This is a genomic window from Streptomyces cynarae, from assembly GCF_025642135.1.
GTDB lineage: Bacteria > Actinomycetota > Actinomycetes > Streptomycetales > Streptomycetaceae > Streptomyces > Streptomyces cynarae.
Window position 1 is genome coordinate 2,097,844 of the sequence record NZ_CP106793.1, and the last position, 17,500, is coordinate 2,115,343.

A 17,500-nucleotide genomic window follows, 5' to 3' on the forward strand; every position below is an offset into this window, starting at 1 on the left:
CTCCCGGGAGGTACACGCGCCCCGAAAGGGGCGCGTGGCTGCGTCCGACACGCGGCTACGCCGCGATGGGGGTCCCCCTGTTCGAGCGAAGCAGAGAACTTGGGGCGGGAGCAACCACGACGGACCGGCACCCGACGGACAACCCGGTCAGTGAGGTCGGCCTCTCCACCCCGACACCGGAAGCGCGAACTTCGCCACAAGCCGGTCGGTGAACGACGCGTGGTGCAGCCGGGCCAGCCGCACCGGCACAGCCCCCCGCCGCACCTCCACCCGCGCCCCCTGCGGCAGCTCCACCATCCGCCGCCCGTCGCACCACAGCACCCCGTGCGACGTGTCCGGCTGCACCTCCACGGCGAGCACGGAGTCCGGCGAGGTCACCAGCGGCTTGGCGAACAGGGCGTGCGCGCTGATGGGCACCATCAACAGCGCCTCCACCTCCGGCCACACCACGGGCCCGCCCGCGGAGAAGGCGTACGCGGTGGACCCGGTCGGGGTGGCGCACACGATGCCGTCGCAGCCGAACCCCGTCACCGGCCGCCCGTCGATCTCCAGGACGACCTCGAGAAGTTTCTCGGCGGAGACCTTCTGCACGGCCGCCTCGTTGAGCGCCCAGTCGGTGTGCACGATGTCGCCGTTCTTGTGCACGACGACGTCGACCGTCATCCGCTCCTCGACCTCGTACGCCTTCATCACCACCCGGTCGACGACCCGGTCGAGGTCGTCGCGCTCGGCCTCGGCGAGGAAGCCGACCCGGCCGAGGTTGACGCCCAGCATCGGCACCCCGGAGGCGCGGGCGAACTCGGCGCCGCGCAGCAGGGTGCCGTCACCGCCGAGCACGATGAGCAGCTCGCACCCGTCGAGGCACTGCGGGGTGGCCTCCTTGACCAGCTGCACATCGTCCGGCAGCGGAAGGTCGGCCGCCTCGTCCTCCAGAGCACGCACGCCGATCCCGGAGCGCAGCAGGCCCTTGACCACCAGCTCGGCACTGCGGATGGCGGCGGACCGACCGGTGTGGGCCAGCAGGAAAACAGTACGAGCTCGGTTCGTTGTCAACACGGCCCCTCCGCCACAGCACGGTCAACGTCGGCCGGGTCCAGCGCGGGTGCTCCGGCTCGCAGCCACAGAAAGTACTCGACATTGCCCGACGGCCCGGGCAGCGGGCTGGCCGTCACGCCCTTCACCCCGAGCCCCAGTTCCGCGGCCCGCTCGGCCACCCCGCGCACGGCCTCGGCGCGCAGCTGCGGGCTGCGGACCACGCCGCCGCTGCCGAGCCGTTCCTTCCCCACCTCGAACTGCGGCTTGACCATCATCACCAGGTCGGCGTCCGGCTTCACGCACCGCACCAGGGCGGGCAGCACCAGTCCGAGCGGGATGAAGGACAGATCCCCCACGACAAGATCCACTGGCTCCCCATCGATCGCTTCGAGCGTCAACTCGCGCACGTTCGTACGGTCCTTGACGGTGACGCGTTCATCACTCTGGAGAGACCAGGCCAGTTGTCCGTATCCGACGTCGACGGCGACGACATGGGCGGCGCCCGCGCGCAGCAGGACGTCGGTGAAGCCGCCGGTGGACGCGCCGGCGTCCAGCGCCCGCCGTCCCTCGACGACCAGGCCCCGGGGGACGAAGACCTTCAGGGCGCCGGCGAGCTTGTGGCCGCCGCGCGAGACGTAGTCGGGGTCGCCGTCGTCCTGCGCCACCACGATGGCGGCGGCGGTCTCGACCTGCGTGGCGGGCTTGGTCGCGACGGTCTTGCCGACGGTGACCCGGCCGGCGGCGATCAGCTGGCTGGCGTGCTCGCGCGAGCGCGCGAGCTTCCGACGGACCAGCTCCGCGTCGAGACGGCGGCGTGCGGCTCCTGCCACGTTCGGTTCAGCTCCTGTTCCCGTACGTCATTCACAAGGTACGACCCGAAGGGTCTCATCGAGGGGTGGTGGTCGGGTGCCGGGTGGGAGCCGGAGGTCCCGGGCGGGCGTCGAGCGCGGTGAGCGCGTCGCGCAGCCCCCGGTGCACATCCTCGTACACCTCGATGTGCCCGTCCGTGGCGAGGTGGTCGGCGTCGGCGAGACGCTCCAGGGCCGCGTCCACATCGGCGTTGCCGGTGGGAGTCCTGGGCACGTTCAGCGGGACGGGCGCGGAGGGGGCGTCCTCCCGCTCGGACGCGGAGTCCGCCGGGGCGTCCGGCCCCGGTACCGCTGCTTCCGCCGGGGCTCCGGCCTCCGTCACAGAGTCGCTCATGCCACGACGCTACCGCGAAGCGCCGACAGGCTCTGAGGTACCGTCGCTCACGATGGCGACGATTGAGGAGTGCCGCAGCGCACTCGAGAAGTTCTCGGACAACCTGGCGGGCGCCGAAGGGGACGTGCGGGAAGCCACGGCCCTGGACCGCTCGCTGAGCTGTCATATCACCGACCTGGACGTCACCTTCGTCGGCCGCCTCGAGGACGGCCGGATCCAGGTGCTCGACACGCTCCAGGGGCCACCGCGCGAGAAGGCCCAGATCAGACTCGCCATGGCCGGGGACGACCTGGTGGCGATGGTCGACGGGGAACTTCACTTCGCCAAGGCGTGGGGCTCGGGCCGGGTCAAGCTGGAGGCGGGACTGAGGGACCTGTTCCGCCTCAGGAAGCTTCTCTAGCGGCCGCGGCGGCCGCCTGCGCCCGTGCCCTGCGGGCCGCCGGGACCACCAGCGGTGTTCCCGTCTCCGGGTCGGGGACGACCTGGCAGCGCAGGCCGAAGACCTCCTCCACCAGCTCGGCCGTGACGATGTCGTTCGGGGCGCCCTCGGCGACGACCCTGCCGTCGCGCAGGGCGATGAGGTGGCTGGCGTACCGGGCGGCGTGGTTGAGGTCGTGCAGGACCGCCACCAGGGTGCGCCCCTGCTCCTCGTGCAGTTCGGCGCACAGGTCGAGCACGTCGATCTGGTGCTGGATGTCGAGGTAGGTGGTCGGCTCGTCGAGCAGCAGCAGCGGGGTCTGCTGGGCCAGCGCCATGGCTATCCACACGCGCTGCCGCTGGCCGCCGGAGAGCTCGTCGACGTGGCGGTCGGCCAGTTCCGCGACGCCGGTCCGTGCCATGGACTCCTTCACGACCCGCTCGTCCTCGCCGGACCACTGGCGCAGGAGCCCCTGGTGCGGGTACCGCCCCCGCCCCACCAGGTCCGCGACGGTGATCCCGTCGGGTGCGACGGAGGACTGCGGGAGCAGGCCCAGGGTGCGCGCGACCTTCTTCGCGGGCATCGACTGGATGACCTGCCCGTCCAGCAGCACCCGCCCCTGCGCCGGCTTGAGCATCCGGGACAGTGCGCGCAGCAGCGTGGACTTGCCGCAGGCGTTCGGCCCGACGATCACGGTGAAGGAGTTGTCGGGGATCTCCACGGACAACCGCTCGGCGATCACGCGCTGGTCGTAGGCGAGGGTGACGTCGTCGGCGCAGAGGCGGTTCACAGTGCTCCTCGTGGTCCTGGTGTCGTTCGTGTCCGGTCCGCCCGTGGCCTTCATGTCCGGCCCTTCCGCCCTGGCCGGACCTTCCGCGGGCTCATATCCGGCCCGCCCTGCGTTCGGTGACCAGCAGCCACAGCAGATAGGCGCCACCGAGGACTCCGGTCACCACGCCCACGGGAAGCTGGTCCGCGCCGAAGAGACGCTGCGAGGCCCAGTCGGCGACGATCAGAAGGGCGGCGCCCATGACCATGGAGGGCACCAGGCTGGGGCCGGGCGAGCGGCTGAGCCGACGGGCGAGCTGCGGCGCGGTGAGCGCCACGAACCCGACGGGGCCCGCGGCGGCCGTGGCACCGGCGGTGAGCAGCACCGCGGACACCATCAGCAGCAGCCGCACACGCTCCACCCGTACCCCGAGGGCGCTCGAGACGTCGTCGCCCATCTCCATCATCCGCAGCCCACGGGCGTTGCCGAGGACGAGCGGTACGAGGACGGCGCAGAGCGCGAACAGCGGCCGGACCTGGTCCCAGTCGCGGCCGTTGAGCGAGCCCGTCATCCAGACGACCGCGCGGGCCGCGTCGACCATGTCGGCCTTGGTGAGCAGAAACCCGTTGACCGCCGTCATGATCGCGGACACGCCGATGCCGACCAGGACGAGCCGGTAACCGTGCACGCCCTGCCTCCAGGCGAGCAGATGGATGGCGGCTCCGGTCACCAGGCCGCCGGCGAGCGCGCCCAGGGCGACCTGGGTGGCGCTGCCGGAGAACAGCACGATCACCACCAGCGCCCCTGCCGTCGCACCCTGATTGAGGCCGAGCACGTCCGGGCTGCCCAGCGGATTGCGGGATACGGACTGGAACAGTGCGCCGCCGAGTCCGAGCGAGGCGCCGACCAGCAGGCCGACGAGCACACGCGGCAGCCGCAGCTCGGTGACGATGAACTCCTGACCCGGTTTGCCGCCGCCGACCAGTGTTCTGAGGACGTCTCCGGCCGGGATCGGGAAGTCCCCGGTGCCGATCAGCAGCACGCTCCCGGTGAGCGCGACGAGCAGGAGCAGGACGACGACGGCGAGCGCCCGGACGTCCAGTCGGAAGGACAGCCCGCCGGGGGCCCTGAGGACACGTTGGGACTTCACAGTCGGGCCGTCCTCCGCCGCCGTACGAGAAGGATGAAGACCGGGCCACCGAGCAGCGCGGTCACGATGCCGACCTGGAGCTCGGCGGGCCGGGCGACGACTCGTCCGACGACGTCGGCGCCGAGCAGCAGCACCGGCGACAGGACGGTCGCGTACGGCAGGATCCAGCGCAGGTCGGGGCCGGTGAAGGACCGTACGGCGTGCGGGACCATCAGCCCGACGAACACGATCGGCCCGCAGGCGGCGGTCGCGGCCCCGCAGAGCACGGTGGCGGCGGCCATGGACAGGGCGCGGGTGCGGCCCAGGTGCGCGCCGAGTGCACGGGCGGTGTCGTCGCCCATCGCCACGGCGTTCAGCGGGCGGGCGAGCGCGAGTGCGAGGACCGTACCGGCCAGCAGGAACGGCAGGACCTGCCGAATGGTCGCGTCCGTCGCCGAGGCCAGGGATCCGACGGTCCAGAAGCGCATCCTGCCGAGCGCCGCGTCGTCCATGATCATCACGGCCTGGAGGTAGCCGTAGAGCGCGGCGCTGATCGCGGTGCCGGCGAGCGCCAGCCGCACCGGTGTGGCGCCCCGGCTGCCGCCGAGGAACCACACCAGGGCCCCGACGGCGGCCGCGCCGAGGAAGGCGAACCACACATAGCCGCTCAGGCTGGTGACACCGAAGTACGTGGTGGCGGTGACGACCGCCGCGGACGCGCCCGCGTTGATGCCGAGCAGGCCCGGATCGGCCAGAGGGTTGCGGGTGAGCGCCTGCAGGACGGCACCGGCGAGACCGAGCGCGGCGCCGGCGAGCAGGCCGAGCACCGTGCGCGACAGCCGGTCGCCGACCACGACGTCGGCGTACGTCCCCGAGTCGTGGAACAGGCCGTGCCAGACCTGCGCCGGCGAGAGGCCTTTCGCCCCGATCGCGATGCTCGCCAGCGCGACGGACGCCAGGATCACGACCGAGACGAGGAGCCCGAGGGACCGTATCGCCCGGCGGGTCGGGGACGCGGGGGCGGTGTCCGCGCGCGGTTCGGGAGGGCTGTCGACCAACACCAGGTTAGGTTAGCCTACCCTCGCTTCGCGTCTCGACCGGCCGTCCCCTCCGCTCACAGCCCCAGCCGCGCCAGCGCCTTCCCCCCGTCCAACCCGCAGGACCCTTCCCCGGCTGCCCCCCAGGCCGCCGCACACAGCGCCCGCAGCCCGTCCAGAGCCTCCCCGTCACCCTCCAGCTGCAGCCTCTCCTCCTGTGCGGTCGCCGTCCAGCCGCCGCAGCGGAAACCGCCGCCCGCCGCGACCACCTCCGGCTGCCCCGTCAGCAGCCCGCGCAGATCCGCGTCCACGTACGTCGGCCGGTGCTGCGGGCGCGCCGCCAGCAACTGCGCGCCGTCCGTCACGCCCGTCAGAACCAGCAGCGAGTCGACTCCGCCGTTGAACGCGCCCTCGATGTCCGTGTCCAGCCGGTCGCCCACCACCAGCGGCCGCTCCGCGCCCGTGCGCAGAATCGTCTCGCGGTGCATCGGCGGCAGCGGCTTGCCCGCCACCTGCGGCTCCGCACCGGTCGCGATGCGTACGACCTCGACGGCCGCCCCGTTCCCCGGCGCGATGCCGCGGGCGCTCGGGATCGTCAGATCCGTGTTCGACGCGAACCACGGAACTCCGCGCGCAATGGCGTAACACGCCTCCGCGAACCGCCCCCACGGCAGCTCGGGCCCGCCATAGCCCTGCACCACCGCCACCGGGTCGTCGTCGGCCGACTCGACCGGCACGAGCCCCCGCTCCCGCAGCGCGACCCGCAGCCCCTCGCCACCGATCACCAGCACCCGCGCCCCGGCGGGCACCTGCTCACTGATCAGCCTGGCCACCGCCTGCGCGGACGTGATGACGTCCGAGGCACCCGTCGGTATCCCCAGCTCCGTCAGATGCTCGGCCACCACGTCCGGCGTACGCAGCGCGTTGTTCGTCACGTACGCCAGATGCATCCCGCCCCGGCTCGCCGCGCCCAGCGACTCCACAGCGTGCGCGATCGCGATCCCACCCGCATACACCACGCCGTCCAGGTCGAGCAGCGCCGTGTCGTACGCCTCGCTCAGGGGCGCATCACTGCCCTCGGGCCGCGTCCTGACGGTCTGGCTCATTACGCATCGCTCCTCGTTCGATCGCCTTCCCCCGATCATCCCGCACGGCGCTGACACACTTACGATGCATCAATGAACACTGCAGGTGGCGGGGACGTACCGGCGCACACGGGCCTTGACCTGGCCCCCTTCCAGGGCCTGCGCTACGACCCTGACCGCGTCGGCAGCCTCGCCGCGGTCACCTCACCGCCGTACGACGTGGTCGTGCGCCCGGACGGACTCCTCCATCTGGAGTCGGCGGACCCGCACAACATCGTGCGCCTCATACTGCCCCAGGCGGCCACCCCGGCGGCACGCACCAAGCAGGCGGCGGAGACCCTGCGCCGCTGGCTCGCCGAGGGCGTCCTGAGGACCGACACCGAGCCCGGCCTGTACGTCTACGAGCAGCGGGGCGGCGGGGTGCTCCAGCGCGGCCTCATAGGGGCGCTGCGCGTCTCGGAGCCCTCGGAGGGTGTGGTGCTGCCCCACGAGGACGTCATGCCGCACGTCGTCGCGGACCGTGCGGCTCTGATGCGCGCCACCTGCGCCAACCTCGAACCCCTGCTGCTCACCTACCGCGGCAACGGCTCCGAGACCGGTGCGACGGCCGTCGTCGAGCGCACCGTCGAACGCCTGCCACTGCTCGCCACCACCACGGAGGACGGTTTCAGCCACCGCCTGTGGTCGGTGACGGATCCCGACGCCCTTGCGGAGATCCGGGCCGACCTGGCCCGGCAACAGGCCCTGATCGCAGACGGCCACCACCGCTGGGCGACCTACGTGCGTCTACGCGCGGAGCACACCTCCCCGAGCCCGTGGGACTACGGCCTTGTCCTGCTGGTGGACACCGCCCGCTACCCGCTGAGGGTCCGGGCGATCCACCGCCTCCTGCACCGGCTCCCGGTCGCCGAGGCGCTGTCCGCCCTGGACGGCCTGTTCCGCGTGCGGGACCTGCACCTGCCGCTGCCCGAGGCCCTGGAGGTGCTGGCCGACGCCGCCTGCGCCGGCAACGCCTACCTCCTGGCCGGCGACGGCGCCTTCCACCTGGTCGACCAGCCGTCCCCGGACCTCCTGGCCCGTACGGTCCCGGCTGACCGCCCTCAGGCCTGGCGCACGCTGGACGCGACGGTCCTGCATGCCGCGCTCCTCGAACACGTCTGGCGCATCCCCGAGGACTCGCCGCAACACATCGCCTACATCCACGACACGGCCGCCACGGTAGAGAAGGCCGAGCGCGACGGCGGCACGGCGGTCCTGATGCACCCGGTCCGCGAGGAGGTCGTCCGCGCACTGGCCCGCCAGGGGGTGACGATGCCGCGCAAGTCGACGTCGTTCGGCCCGAAGCCGGCGTCGGGGCTGGTGCTGCGGGCGTTGGAGCTCTGACATGCGACAGGGCGGGACCCGCTGGGGTCCCGCCCTGTCTCGTCCCGGTGTCGCCGACCGGCGTCAGTCGTTGTCGTCGTCGTCCTCGGCCGCGTCGGGCTCGCTCTCGCTCTCGCCCTCGTCCAGGGCGTCGACGAACTCCACACCGTCCAGCTCGGCGAGCCGGTCGGAGGCGTCCGTGCTGCCGTCCCTGTCGGCCTCGACGGCCTTGGCGAACCACTCGCGCGCCTCGCCCTCCCGACCGGCGGCCAGCAGCGCGTCGGCGTACGCGTACCGCAGCCGCGCGGTCCACGGCTGGACGGAGTTGGACGCCAGCTCGGGGCTCTGCAGCGTCACGATCGCCGCGTCGAGCTGCCCCATGTCGCGGCGCGCACCGGCCGCCACCAGCCGCATCTCGACCTGACCGGCCTTGTCGAGCTTGTGGACCTCGGGCGCCCCGGCCATGTCCAGCGCCTTCTCGGGCCGGCCGAGACCACGCTCGCAGTCCGCCATGACGGGCCACAGGTCGACGGTGCCCGTCATACGCCGGGCGGCCCGGAACTCGGCAAGCGCCTCACTGTATTTCTGGTTGGCGTACGCGGCGAAGCCGGCCGCCTCGCGCACGGCGGCGACGCGTGACGCGAGGCGCAGCGCCACCTTCGAGTAGCCGTATGCGCCCTCCGGGTCCTCGTCGATGAGCCGGGCGACCATCACCAGGTTCTTGGCGACGTCCTCGGCGAGCGTCTTGGGCAGGCTCTGCAGCTCCTGCCGTACGTCCTTGTCGATCTCCTCGCCGGTGACGTCCTCGGGGATCGGCAGCCGCTTGATCGGCTCACGGTCCCGGTCCCGCTCATCGCGGAACCGGCCACCACCGCGCCGGTCGTCACCACGCCGGTCGTCGCGGCCACGGAACCCTCCGGGACGCCCACCGCGGTCGTCACGCCCACGGAAGCCACCGGGACGCCCACCGCGATCGTCACGCCCACGGAAACCGCCGCGGTCGGAACGGCTGTCGTCGCGGCGCTGACCGCGGTCCGAGCGGCTGTCGTCACGACGGAAGCCACGATCGTCGCCGCGGTCGTCACGGCGGTGACCACGGTCCGAGCGGCTGTCGTCACGGCGGAAGCCACGATCGTCGCCGCGGTCGTCACGGCGGTAGCCACGATCGTCGCCGCGGTCGTCACGGCGGTAGCCACGATCGTCGCGGCTGTCGTCACGGCGCGGGCCGGACGGCCGGTCGTCACGACGGTCATCCCGACGGAATCCGCCTCGGTCGCCGTCACGGCGGTCGTCACGACGATCGTCGCGACGGTCATCCCGCCGGTCGTCACGACGTCCGTAGCCGCCTCGATCGTCACGACGGCCGTGACCACCGCGCTGGTCGTCACGACGGAAGCCGCGGTCATCCCGGCGGCCGTAGCCACCACGGTCGTCATCCCGGCGGCCGTAGCCACCACGGTCGTCATCCCGGCGGCCGTAGCCACCACGGTCGTCGTCCCGGCGGCCGTAGCCACCACGGTCGTCATCCCGGCGGCCGTAGCCACCACGGTCGTCGTCCCGGCGGCCGTAGCCACCACGGTCGTCATCCCGGCGGCCGTAGCCACCACGGTCGTCATCCCGGCGGGGGTATCCGCCACGGTCGTCGTCCCGACGGCCGTGCCCGCCACGGTCGTCGTCTCGACGGAAGGAGGGGCGGTCGCCCTCGCGGCGGAAGCCCCGGTCGCGGTCGTCACGGCGCGGGCCGGACGAGCGGTCGTCACGGCGGAAGGAAGGACGTCCACCACGGTCGCGGTCGTCCCGGCTACGGAATCCGCCTCGGTCGCCCCTGTCGCTCTTGTCGCCGCGGTCGCCGACCCGGCGGTCGTCTCCACGGCGATCGTCGCGCCGCCCGTAGCCTCCACGGTCGTCGCCGCGGCGCGGGCCGCCGCGGTAGCCGCCACGGTCACCACTGTCCCGGCGGCGCTGGTCGCGCTCAGGACGCTCGTCGGGAGAGTTGGTGGACATGGGTGACTCCTGTCTTCGGTACCGCAAAATCATTGTCGCGCAGCCGGGTACCCGGCGCGCCCGGGGAAAACGAAAAAGGACCCTTGGTCCCAGCATGTCGCTGGGACCAAGGGTCCTCCAAAGATTGTTCGGCGGCGTCCTACTCTCCCACAGGGTCCCCCCTGCAGTACCATCGGCGCTGTAAGGCTTAGCTTCCGGGTTCGGAATGTAACCGGGCGTTTCCCTCACGCTATGGCCACCGAAACCCTAATGGTTTCGAGCGAACAAGCACACTCTTCAGTTGTCTGTTCTACTCAAAGCCGGCAACCGTTCGTTGCCTCAGAACTGACAGTGGACGCGAGCAACTGAGGACAAGCCCTCGGCCTATTAGTACCAGTCACCTCCACCCGTTACCGGGCTTCCAGACCTGGCCTATCAACCCAGTCGTCTACTGGGAGCCTTACCCCATCAAGTGGGTGGGAGTCCTCATCTCGAAGCAGGCTTCCCGCTTAGATGCTTTCAGCGGTTATCCCTCCCGAACGTAGCCAACCAGCCATGCCCTTGGCAGAACAACTGGCACACCAGAGGTTCGTCCGTCCCGGTCCTCTCGTACTAGGGACAGCCCTTCTCAAGACTCCTACGCGCACAGCGGATAGGGACCGAACTGTCTCACGACGTTCTAAACCCAGCTCGCGTACCGCTTTAATGGGCGAACAGCCCAACCCTTGGGACCGACTCCAGCCCCAGGATGCGACGAGCCGACATCGAGGTGCCAAACCATCCCGTCGATATGGACTCTTGGGGAAGATCAGCCTGTTATCCCCGGGGTACCTTTTATCCGTTGAGCGACGGCGCTTCCACAAGCCACCGCCGGATCACTAGTCCCGACTTTCGTCCCTGCTCGACCCGTCGGTCTCACAGTCAAGCTCCCTTGTGCACTTACACTCAACACCTGATTGCCAACCAGGCTGAGGGAACCTTTGGGCGCCTCCGTTACCCTTTAGGAGGCAACCGCCCCAGTTAAACTACCCATCAGACACTGTCCCCGATCCGGATCACGGACCCGGGTTAGACATCCAGCACGACCAGACTGGTATTTCAACGACGACTCCACCCGAACTGGCGTCCAGGCTTCACAGTCTCCCAGCTATCCTACACAAGCCGAACCGAACACCAATATCAAACTGTAGTAAAGGTCCCGGGGTCTTTCCGTCCTGCTGCGCGAAACGAGCATCTTTACTCGTAGTGCAATTTCACCGGGCCTATGGTTGAGACAGTCGAGAAGTCGTTACGCCATTCGTGCAGGTCGGAACTTACCCGACAAGGAATTTCGCTACCTTAGGATGGTTATAGTTACCACCGCCGTTTACTGGCGCTTAAGTTCTCAGCTTCGCCCACCCGAAAGTGAGCTAACCGGTCCCCTTAACGTTCCAGCACCGGGCAGGCGTCAGTCCGTATACATCGCCTTACGGCTTCGCACGGACCTGTGTTTTTAGTAAACAGTCGCTTCTCGCTGGTCTCTGCGGCCACCCCCAGCTCAGGAAGCAAGTTCCCTCACCAGACGTGGCCCCCTTCTCCCGAAGTTACGGGGGCATTTTGCCGAATTCCTTAACCATAGTTCACCCGAACGCCTCGGTATTCTCTACCTGACCACCTGAGTCGGTTTAGGGTACGGGCCGCCATGAAACTCGCTAGAGGCTTTTCTCGACAGCATAGGATCATCCACTTCACCACAATCGGCTCGGCATCAGGTCTCAGCCACAAGGTGTGCGGATTTGCCTACACACCGGCCTACACCCTTACCCCGGGACAACCACCGCCCGGGATGGACTACCTTCCTGCGTCACCCCATCACTCACCTACTAACCGCTTGGTCCGGCGGCTCCACCACTCCCCTCAACTCCGAAGAGATCAGGGCGGCTTCACGGCCTTAGCATCACGATGCTCGATGTTTGACGCTTCACAGCGGGTACCGGAATATCAACCGGTTATCCATCGACTACGCCTGTCGGCCTCGCCTTAGGTCCCGACTTACCCTGGGCAGATCAGCTTGACCCAGGAACCCTTAGTCAATCGGCGCACACGTTTCTCACGTGTGAATCGCTACTCATGCCTGCATTCTCACTCGTCAACCGTCCACAACTACCTTCCGGCGCTGCTTCACCCGGCAGACGACGCTCCCCTACCCATCACAGCCTCCGTTGGGAGTACATGCTGCAATGACACGACTTCGGCGGTACGCTTGAGCCCCGCTACATTGTCGGCGCGGAATCACTAGACCAGTGAGCTATTACGCACTCTTTCAAGGGTGGCTGCTTCTAAGCCAACCTCCTGGTTGTCTGTGCGACTCCACATCCTTTCCCACTTAGCGTACGCTTAGGGGCCTTAGTCGATGCTCTGGGCTGTTTCCTCTCGACCATGGAGCTTATCCCCCACAGTCTCACTGCCGCGCTCTCACTTACCGGCATTCGGAGTTTGGCTAAGGTCAGTAACCCGGTAGGGCCCATCGCCTATCCAGTGCTCTACCTCCGGCAAGAAACACACGACGCTGCACCTAAATGCATTTCGGGGAGAACCAGCTATCACGGAGTTTGATTGGCCTTTCACCCCTAACCACAGGTCATCCCCCAGGTTTTCAACCCTGGTGGGTTCGGTCCTCCACGAAGTCTTACCTCCGCTTCAACCTGCCCATGGCTAGATCACTCCGCTTCGGGTCTTGAGCGTGCTACTCCAGCGCCCTATTCGGACTCGCTTTCGCTACGGCTACCCCACACGGGTTAACCTCGCAACACACCGCAAACTCGCAGGCTCATTCTTCAAAAGGCACGCAGTCACGAGACACCAGCAAGCTGATGTCCGACGCTCCCACGGCTTGTAGGCACACGGTTTCAGGTACTATTTCACTCCCCTCCCGGGGTACTTTTCACCATTCCCTCACGGTACTATCCGCTATCGGTCACCAGGGAATATTTAGGCTTAGCGGGTGGTCCCGCCAGATTCACACGGGATTTCTCGGGCCCCGTGCTACTTGGGTGTCTCTCAAGCAAGCCGCTGACATTTCGACTACGGGGGTCTTACCCTCTACGCCGGACCTTTCGCATGTCCTTCGTCTACATCAACGGTTTCTGACTCGCCCTACGGCCGGCAGACCGTAGAAGAGAGATCCCACAACCCCCAAACGCAACCCCTGCCGGGTCTCACACGCTTGAGGTTTAGCCTCATCCAGTTTCGCTCGCCACTACTCCCGGAATCACGGTTGTTTTCTCTTCCTGCGGGTACTGAGATGTTTCACTTCCCCGCGTTCCCTCCACACTGCCTATGTGTTCAGCAGTGGGTGACAGCCCATGACGACTGCCGGGTTTCCCCATTCGGAAACCCCCGGATCAAAGCCTGGTTGACGACTCCCCGGGGACTATCGCGGCCTCCCACGTCCTTCATCGGTTCCTGGTGCCAAGGCATCCACCGTGCGCCCTTAAAAACTTGGCCACAGATGCTCGCGTCCACTGTGCAGTTCTCAAACAACGACCAACCACCCATCACCCTGCCGAAAAACAGCAAGTTCACTGGGGCCGGCATCGAAGGACGACCAAACGGCCGCACCCTCAGACACCCAACAGCGTGCCCGACACGATCAGCCGACCAGATCAGCGTTCCACGCCCCGAGAGGCAGTACTAGCGCCTGATCCATCCTGAATCATGCCGAGTAGTCAACGTTCCACCCATGAGCAACCAGCATCAGACGTTCGCCGATGTACTGGCCCCTGACCAGCCGAAGCTAGTGAGAAGTGCTCCTTAGAAAGGAGGTGATCCAGCCGCACCTTCCGGTACGGCTACCTTGTTACGACTTCGTCCCAATCGCCAGTCCCACCTTCGACAGCTCCCTCCCACAAGGGGTTGGGCCACCGGCTTCGGGTGTTACCGACTTTCGTGACGTGACGGGCGGTGTGTACAAGGCCCGGGAACGTATTCACCGCAGCACTGCTGATCTGCGATTACTAGCGACTCCGACTTCATGGGGTCGAGTTGCAGACCCCAATCCGAACTGAGACCGGCTTTTTGAGATTCGCTCCACCTCACGGTATCGCAGCTCTTTGTACCGGCCATTGTAGCACGTGTGCAGCCCAAGACATAAGGGGCATGATGACTTGACGTCGTCCCCACCTTCCTCCGAGTTGACCCCGGCGGTCTCCCGTGAGTCCCCAGCACCACAAGGGCCTGCTGGCAACACGGGACAAGGGTTGCGCTCGTTGCGGGACTTAACCCAACATCTCACGACACGAGCTGACGACAGCCATGCACCACCTGTACACCGACCACAAGGGGGGCACTATCTCTAATGCTTTCCGGTGTATGTCAAGCCTTGGTAAGGTTCTTCGCGTTGCGTCGAATTAAGCCACATGCTCCGCCGCTTGTGCGGGCCCCCGTCAATTCCTTTGAGTTTTAGCCTTGCGGCCGTACTCCCCAGGCGGGGCACTTAATGCGTTAGCTGCGGCACGGACGACGTGGAATGTCGCCCACACCTAGTGCCCACCGTTTACGGCGTGGACTACCAGGGTATCTAATCCTGTTCGCTCCCCACGCTTTCGCTCCTCAGCGTCAGTATCGGCCCAGAGATCCGCCTTCGCCACCGGTGTTCCTCCTGATATCTGCGCATTTCACCGCTACACCAGGAATTCCGATCTCCCCTACCGAACTCTAGCTAGCCCGTATCGAATGCAGACCCGGGGTTAAGCCCCGGGCTTTCACACCCGACGTGACAAGCCGCCTACGAGCTCTTTACGCCCAATAATTCCGGACAACGCTTGCGCCCTACGTATTACCGCGGCTGCTGGCACGTAGTTAGCCGGCGCTTCTTCTGCAGGTACCGTCACTTGCGCTTCTTCCCTGCTGAAAGAGGTTTACAACCCGAAGGCCGTCATCCCTCACGCGGCGTCGCTGCATCAGGCTTTCGCCCATTGTGCAATATTCCCCACTGCTGCCTCCCGTAGGAGTCTGGGCCGTGTCTCAGTCCCAGTGTGGCCGGTCGCCCTCTCAGGCCGGCTACCCGTCGTCGCCTTGGTGAGCCGTTACCTCACCAACAAGCTGATAGGCCGCGGGCTCATCCTGCACCGCCGGAGCTTTCCACACGCATCAGATGCCTGAGCGTGTCGTATCCGGTATTAGACCCCGTTTCCAGGGCTTGTCCCAGAGTGCAGGGCAGATTGCCCACGTGTTACTCACCCGTTCGCCACTAATCCACCCCGAAGGGCTTCATCGTTCGACTTGCATGTGTTAAGCACGCCGCCAGCGTTCGTCCTGAGCCAGGATCAAACTCTCCGTGAATGTTTTCCCGTGATCGGGATCAACACCACGAGAGCGGAACCAAGAGGAGGAATAATCCCCTCGGTTCACAGCGTCCTCGCTGTGTGTTTTTCAAAGGAACCTCGTCACCGGAAGGATCCGGTAGACGGGGTATCAACATATCTGGCGTTGACTTTTGGCACGCTGTTGAGTTCTCAAGGAACGGACGCTTCCTTTGTACTCACCGGAGAGACTTGCTCTCTCGGCTTTCCTCCGGGCGCTTCCCTTCGGTGTTTCCGACTCTATCAGATCTTTTCTCGATCCGATTCCCGGCCGGCGGGATTGTCTTGGGTCCGGGCTTTTCGGCCCCGGCCTTTCGACATTCACTACGTTAGCCGATTCCCGTCGTAACTCATAATCGAGTCTCCGAGTTCGAATTCCAGGCATGCGGGCACACCGAAATCCGCCCTCTGAGAGGGAGTCGCAGGTAGTGGGTTGGCCGCTTCGGCTGCTGGCTGAACGCCGTAACCGTTCCAGCGGCTCGGGATACATTACGCATCCTCCAGGGACGCGTCAACTTCGGCGCCGTCGGGGCGTGTGCGCCCGATAGGGGCTCACCGTCGGGTCGTTGGCGACCCAGAAGCGCCACGGATGGACGGCTCCGTCGCCGGCGACGCCGGCGACGCCGGTGCGCGGGCCGCTTCGTACCTGGTCAGGGGGCACCGGCGTGCCGGTCAGGATGCGCAGTGGGGTTTCGCCCGTGGTGCAGGCGTCCGTGCCGTCCAGGGCGCGGTCCACTCCCAGGGCCGTGGCCAGGCGGGCGGGGCCTTTGGCTAGTTCTTTGTCGTTCCGGGCCGAGAGTCGACGCTTCCGAGCGAGCTCGGCGCCCTCGATGATCTCGCCGGCGCGGAGCAGCACGGCACTCGCCCTGCCGACGGGTCCGCACACCAGGTTCATGCAGTGCCACATGCCGTAGGTGAAGTAGACGTACACATGACCGGGGGGACCGAACATCACGTCGTTGCGGGGTGTGCGGCCGCGATAGGCGTGGGAGCCGGGGTCGTTCGGGCCGTCGTACGCCTCCACCTCCGTGAGGCGCAGCGCGATCGGACCGTCCGGTGTGGTGCGGACGAGGATGCGCCCCAGGAGGTCGGGCGCGACCTCGAGTACAGGCCGGTCGAAGAACTCCCTGGGGAGGGGCGTACGGTCGGGGGTCGCGATCATGTCGTACGAGCGTAGTCCAGACGGGTGTGTGCCCAAGGGTGGTCGAGGGACCTCGTCCTTGGAAGGGTTGGGAGAGTAGGGGCGCGGAACCGGCTCCTGGCCGTATCGCGTGTCTACGGATCCACGGATCGGACGGATATACGGGGCTACGGGTCAAGACGTTGCCCGGGAGGGAACATTTCATGGGGTTCAAGCGGCTGCTCGCGAGCCTGGGAGCCGGCGGCGCGTCGGTCGAGACGGTGCTGACCGAGGTCAATGTCGTGCCGGGCGGTGTCGTCCAGGGCGAGGTGCGGATCCAGGGCGGGTCCGTCAACCAGGCGATCGAGGGCCTGAACGTCGGTCTGCAGGCCAAGGTCGAGGTCGAGAGCGGCGACGAGGAGTACCGGCAGAACATCGAGTTCACGAAGGTCCGGCTCGGTGGTGCCTTCGAGCTCCAGGCGGGCGCAGTGCACGCCGTGCCGTTCGGGCTGGAGATTCCCTGGGAGACCCCCGTCACCATGATCGACGGGCAGGCGCTGCGCGGGATGCACATCGGGGTGACGACCGAGCTGGAGATCGCGCGGGCCGTGGACTCGACCGACCTGGATCCGATCAACGTGCATCCGCTGCCCGCGCAGAAGGCGATCCTGGACGCGTTCATCCAGCTGGGCTTCCGCTTCAAGACCGCGGACATGGAGCGCGGGCACATCCGGGGTACGCGGCAGACGCTGCCGTTCTACCAGGAGATCGAGTTCTTCCCGCCGTCTCAGTACCGCGGTCTCAACCAGGTCGAGTTGAGCTTCGTCGCCGACGGGTACGAGATGGACGTCATCCTGGAGATGGACAAGAAGCCGGGGCTGTTCAGTGAGGGCAGCGACTCGTACCGGGCCTTCAAGGTCGGCCTGAACGACTTCCAGGGCACCGACTGGGCCGCATACCTCCATCAGTGGCTGTCGGAGGTCGGCAGCAAGCGCAGCTGGTTCTAGGCTCGGAACT

13 protein-coding genes and 3 rRNA genes are annotated in these 17,500 nt (G+C 67.3%); 4 read left to right on the forward strand and 12 right to left on the reverse strand.

Translation table 11 applies throughout. The features are described 5' to 3' along the window. Positions 1 to 147: 147 nt before the first annotated feature. From N8I84_RS09895 to N8I84_RS09905, 3 genes are read right to left on the reverse strand one after another with little or no spacing between them, the layout of a single operon-like run. Positions 148 to 1,053, reverse strand: coding sequence for an NAD kinase (locus N8I84_RS09895; protein ID WP_103844455.1), 906 nt, complete (start codon positions 1,051 to 1,053; stop codon positions 148 to 150). Further along, entirely contained in the window at positions 1,050 to 1,865 is an 816-nt protein-coding gene (locus tag N8I84_RS09900) for a TlyA family RNA methyltransferase (RefSeq protein ID WP_263229177.1), read from the reverse strand. The genes N8I84_RS09895 and N8I84_RS09900 overlap by 4 nt, the downstream gene beginning before the upstream one ends. A 55-nt stretch (positions 1,866 to 1,920) precedes the next feature. Next, positions 1,921 to 2,238: a hypothetical protein gene (locus tag N8I84_RS09905; protein ID WP_263229178.1), complete on the reverse strand. Its 318-nt coding sequence runs from the start codon at positions 2,236 to 2,238 to the stop codon at positions 1,921 to 1,923. 52 nt (positions 2,239 to 2,290) lie between these two features. Between N8I84_RS09905 and N8I84_RS09910 the strand changes: the two genes are divergently transcribed. Next, entirely contained in the window at positions 2,291 to 2,638 is a 348-nt protein-coding gene (locus N8I84_RS09910; RefSeq protein WP_263229179.1) for an SCP2 sterol-binding domain-containing protein, read from the forward strand. On the opposite strand, the gene N8I84_RS09915 is transcribed toward N8I84_RS09910, so the two are convergent. The 4 genes from N8I84_RS09915 to N8I84_RS09930 are packed head-to-tail and all read right to left on the reverse strand — an operon-like array spanning position 2,622 to position 6,697. Beyond that, entirely contained in the window at positions 2,622 to 3,500 is an 879-nt protein-coding gene (locus N8I84_RS09915) for an ABC transporter ATP-binding protein (protein ID WP_263229180.1), read from the reverse strand. The two genes, N8I84_RS09910 and N8I84_RS09915, sit on opposite strands and share 17 nt — an antisense overlap. 37 nt (positions 3,501 to 3,537) lie before the next feature. Further along, on the reverse strand, positions 3,538 to 4,575 hold the full coding sequence (locus N8I84_RS09920; protein ID WP_263229181.1) for a FecCD family ABC transporter permease: 1,038 nt from the start codon (positions 4,573 to 4,575) through the stop codon (positions 3,538 to 3,540). Beyond that, on the reverse strand, positions 4,572 to 5,615 hold the full coding sequence (locus N8I84_RS09925; protein ID WP_263229182.1) for a FecCD family ABC transporter permease: 1,044 nt from the start codon (positions 5,613 to 5,615) through the stop codon (positions 4,572 to 4,574). Before N8I84_RS09925 ends, N8I84_RS09920 begins: the two co-directional genes overlap by 4 nt. Before the next feature lie 53 nt (positions 5,616 to 5,668). Further along, on the reverse strand, positions 5,669 to 6,697 hold the full coding sequence (locus tag N8I84_RS09930) for an HAD hydrolase-like protein (protein WP_263229183.1): 1,029 nt from the start codon (positions 6,695 to 6,697) through the stop codon (positions 5,669 to 5,671). Between the two features lie 72 nt (positions 6,698 to 6,769). Between N8I84_RS09930 and N8I84_RS09935 the strand changes: the two genes are divergently transcribed. Then, positions 6,770 to 8,059: a DUF1015 domain-containing protein gene (locus N8I84_RS09935; RefSeq protein WP_263229184.1), complete on the forward strand. Its 1,290-nt coding sequence runs from the start codon at positions 6,770 to 6,772 to the stop codon at positions 8,057 to 8,059. A 63-nt stretch (positions 8,060 to 8,122) separates the two neighbouring features. On the opposite strand, the gene N8I84_RS09940 is transcribed toward N8I84_RS09935, so the two are convergent. Further along, a complete protein-coding gene (locus tag N8I84_RS09940; protein ID WP_263234721.1) occupies positions 8,123 to 8,857 on the reverse strand; it encodes a tetratricopeptide repeat protein in 735 nt (244 codons plus the stop codon). Positions 8,858 to 9,127: 270 nt separating this feature from the next. On the opposite strand from N8I84_RS09940, the gene N8I84_RS09945 reads away from it, so the two are divergent. Further along, a complete protein-coding gene (locus N8I84_RS09945) occupies positions 9,128 to 10,048 on the forward strand; it encodes a hypothetical protein (protein ID WP_263235059.1) in 921 nt (306 codons plus the stop codon). Between the two features lie 120 nt (positions 10,049 to 10,168). Here the strand turns inward: N8I84_RS09945 and rrf are convergent. From rrf to N8I84_RS09965, 4 genes are all read right to left on the reverse strand, one after another. After that, positions 10,169 to 10,285: ribosomal RNA gene (gene rrf, locus N8I84_RS09950) — 5S ribosomal RNA — on the reverse strand. Positions 10,286 to 10,388: 103 nt separating this feature from the next. Beyond that, a 23S ribosomal RNA gene (locus N8I84_RS09955) occupies positions 10,389 to 13,507 on the reverse strand. A gap of 310 nt (positions 13,508 to 13,817) precedes the next feature. Next, positions 13,818 to 15,343 (reverse strand): 16S ribosomal RNA (locus tag N8I84_RS09960). The 16S, 23S and 5S rRNA genes sit together here, the layout of an rRNA operon. A 531-nt stretch (positions 15,344 to 15,874) precedes the next feature. Continuing rightward, complete coding sequence (locus N8I84_RS09965; protein WP_263229185.1) at positions 15,875 to 16,525, reverse strand: DNA-3-methyladenine glycosylase; 651 nt, start codon at positions 16,523 to 16,525, stop codon at positions 15,875 to 15,877. Between the two features lie 182 nt (positions 16,526 to 16,707). Here N8I84_RS09965 and N8I84_RS09970 point away from each other — a divergent pair, with 182 nt between their 5' ends. After that, the gene (locus tag N8I84_RS09970) at positions 16,708 to 17,490 is read left to right on the forward strand and encodes a sporulation protein (RefSeq protein WP_263229186.1); all 783 of its coding nucleotides are present in this window, start codon (positions 16,708 to 16,710) and stop codon (positions 17,488 to 17,490) included. The last annotated feature ends 10 nt before the right edge of the window (positions 17,491 to 17,500 follow it).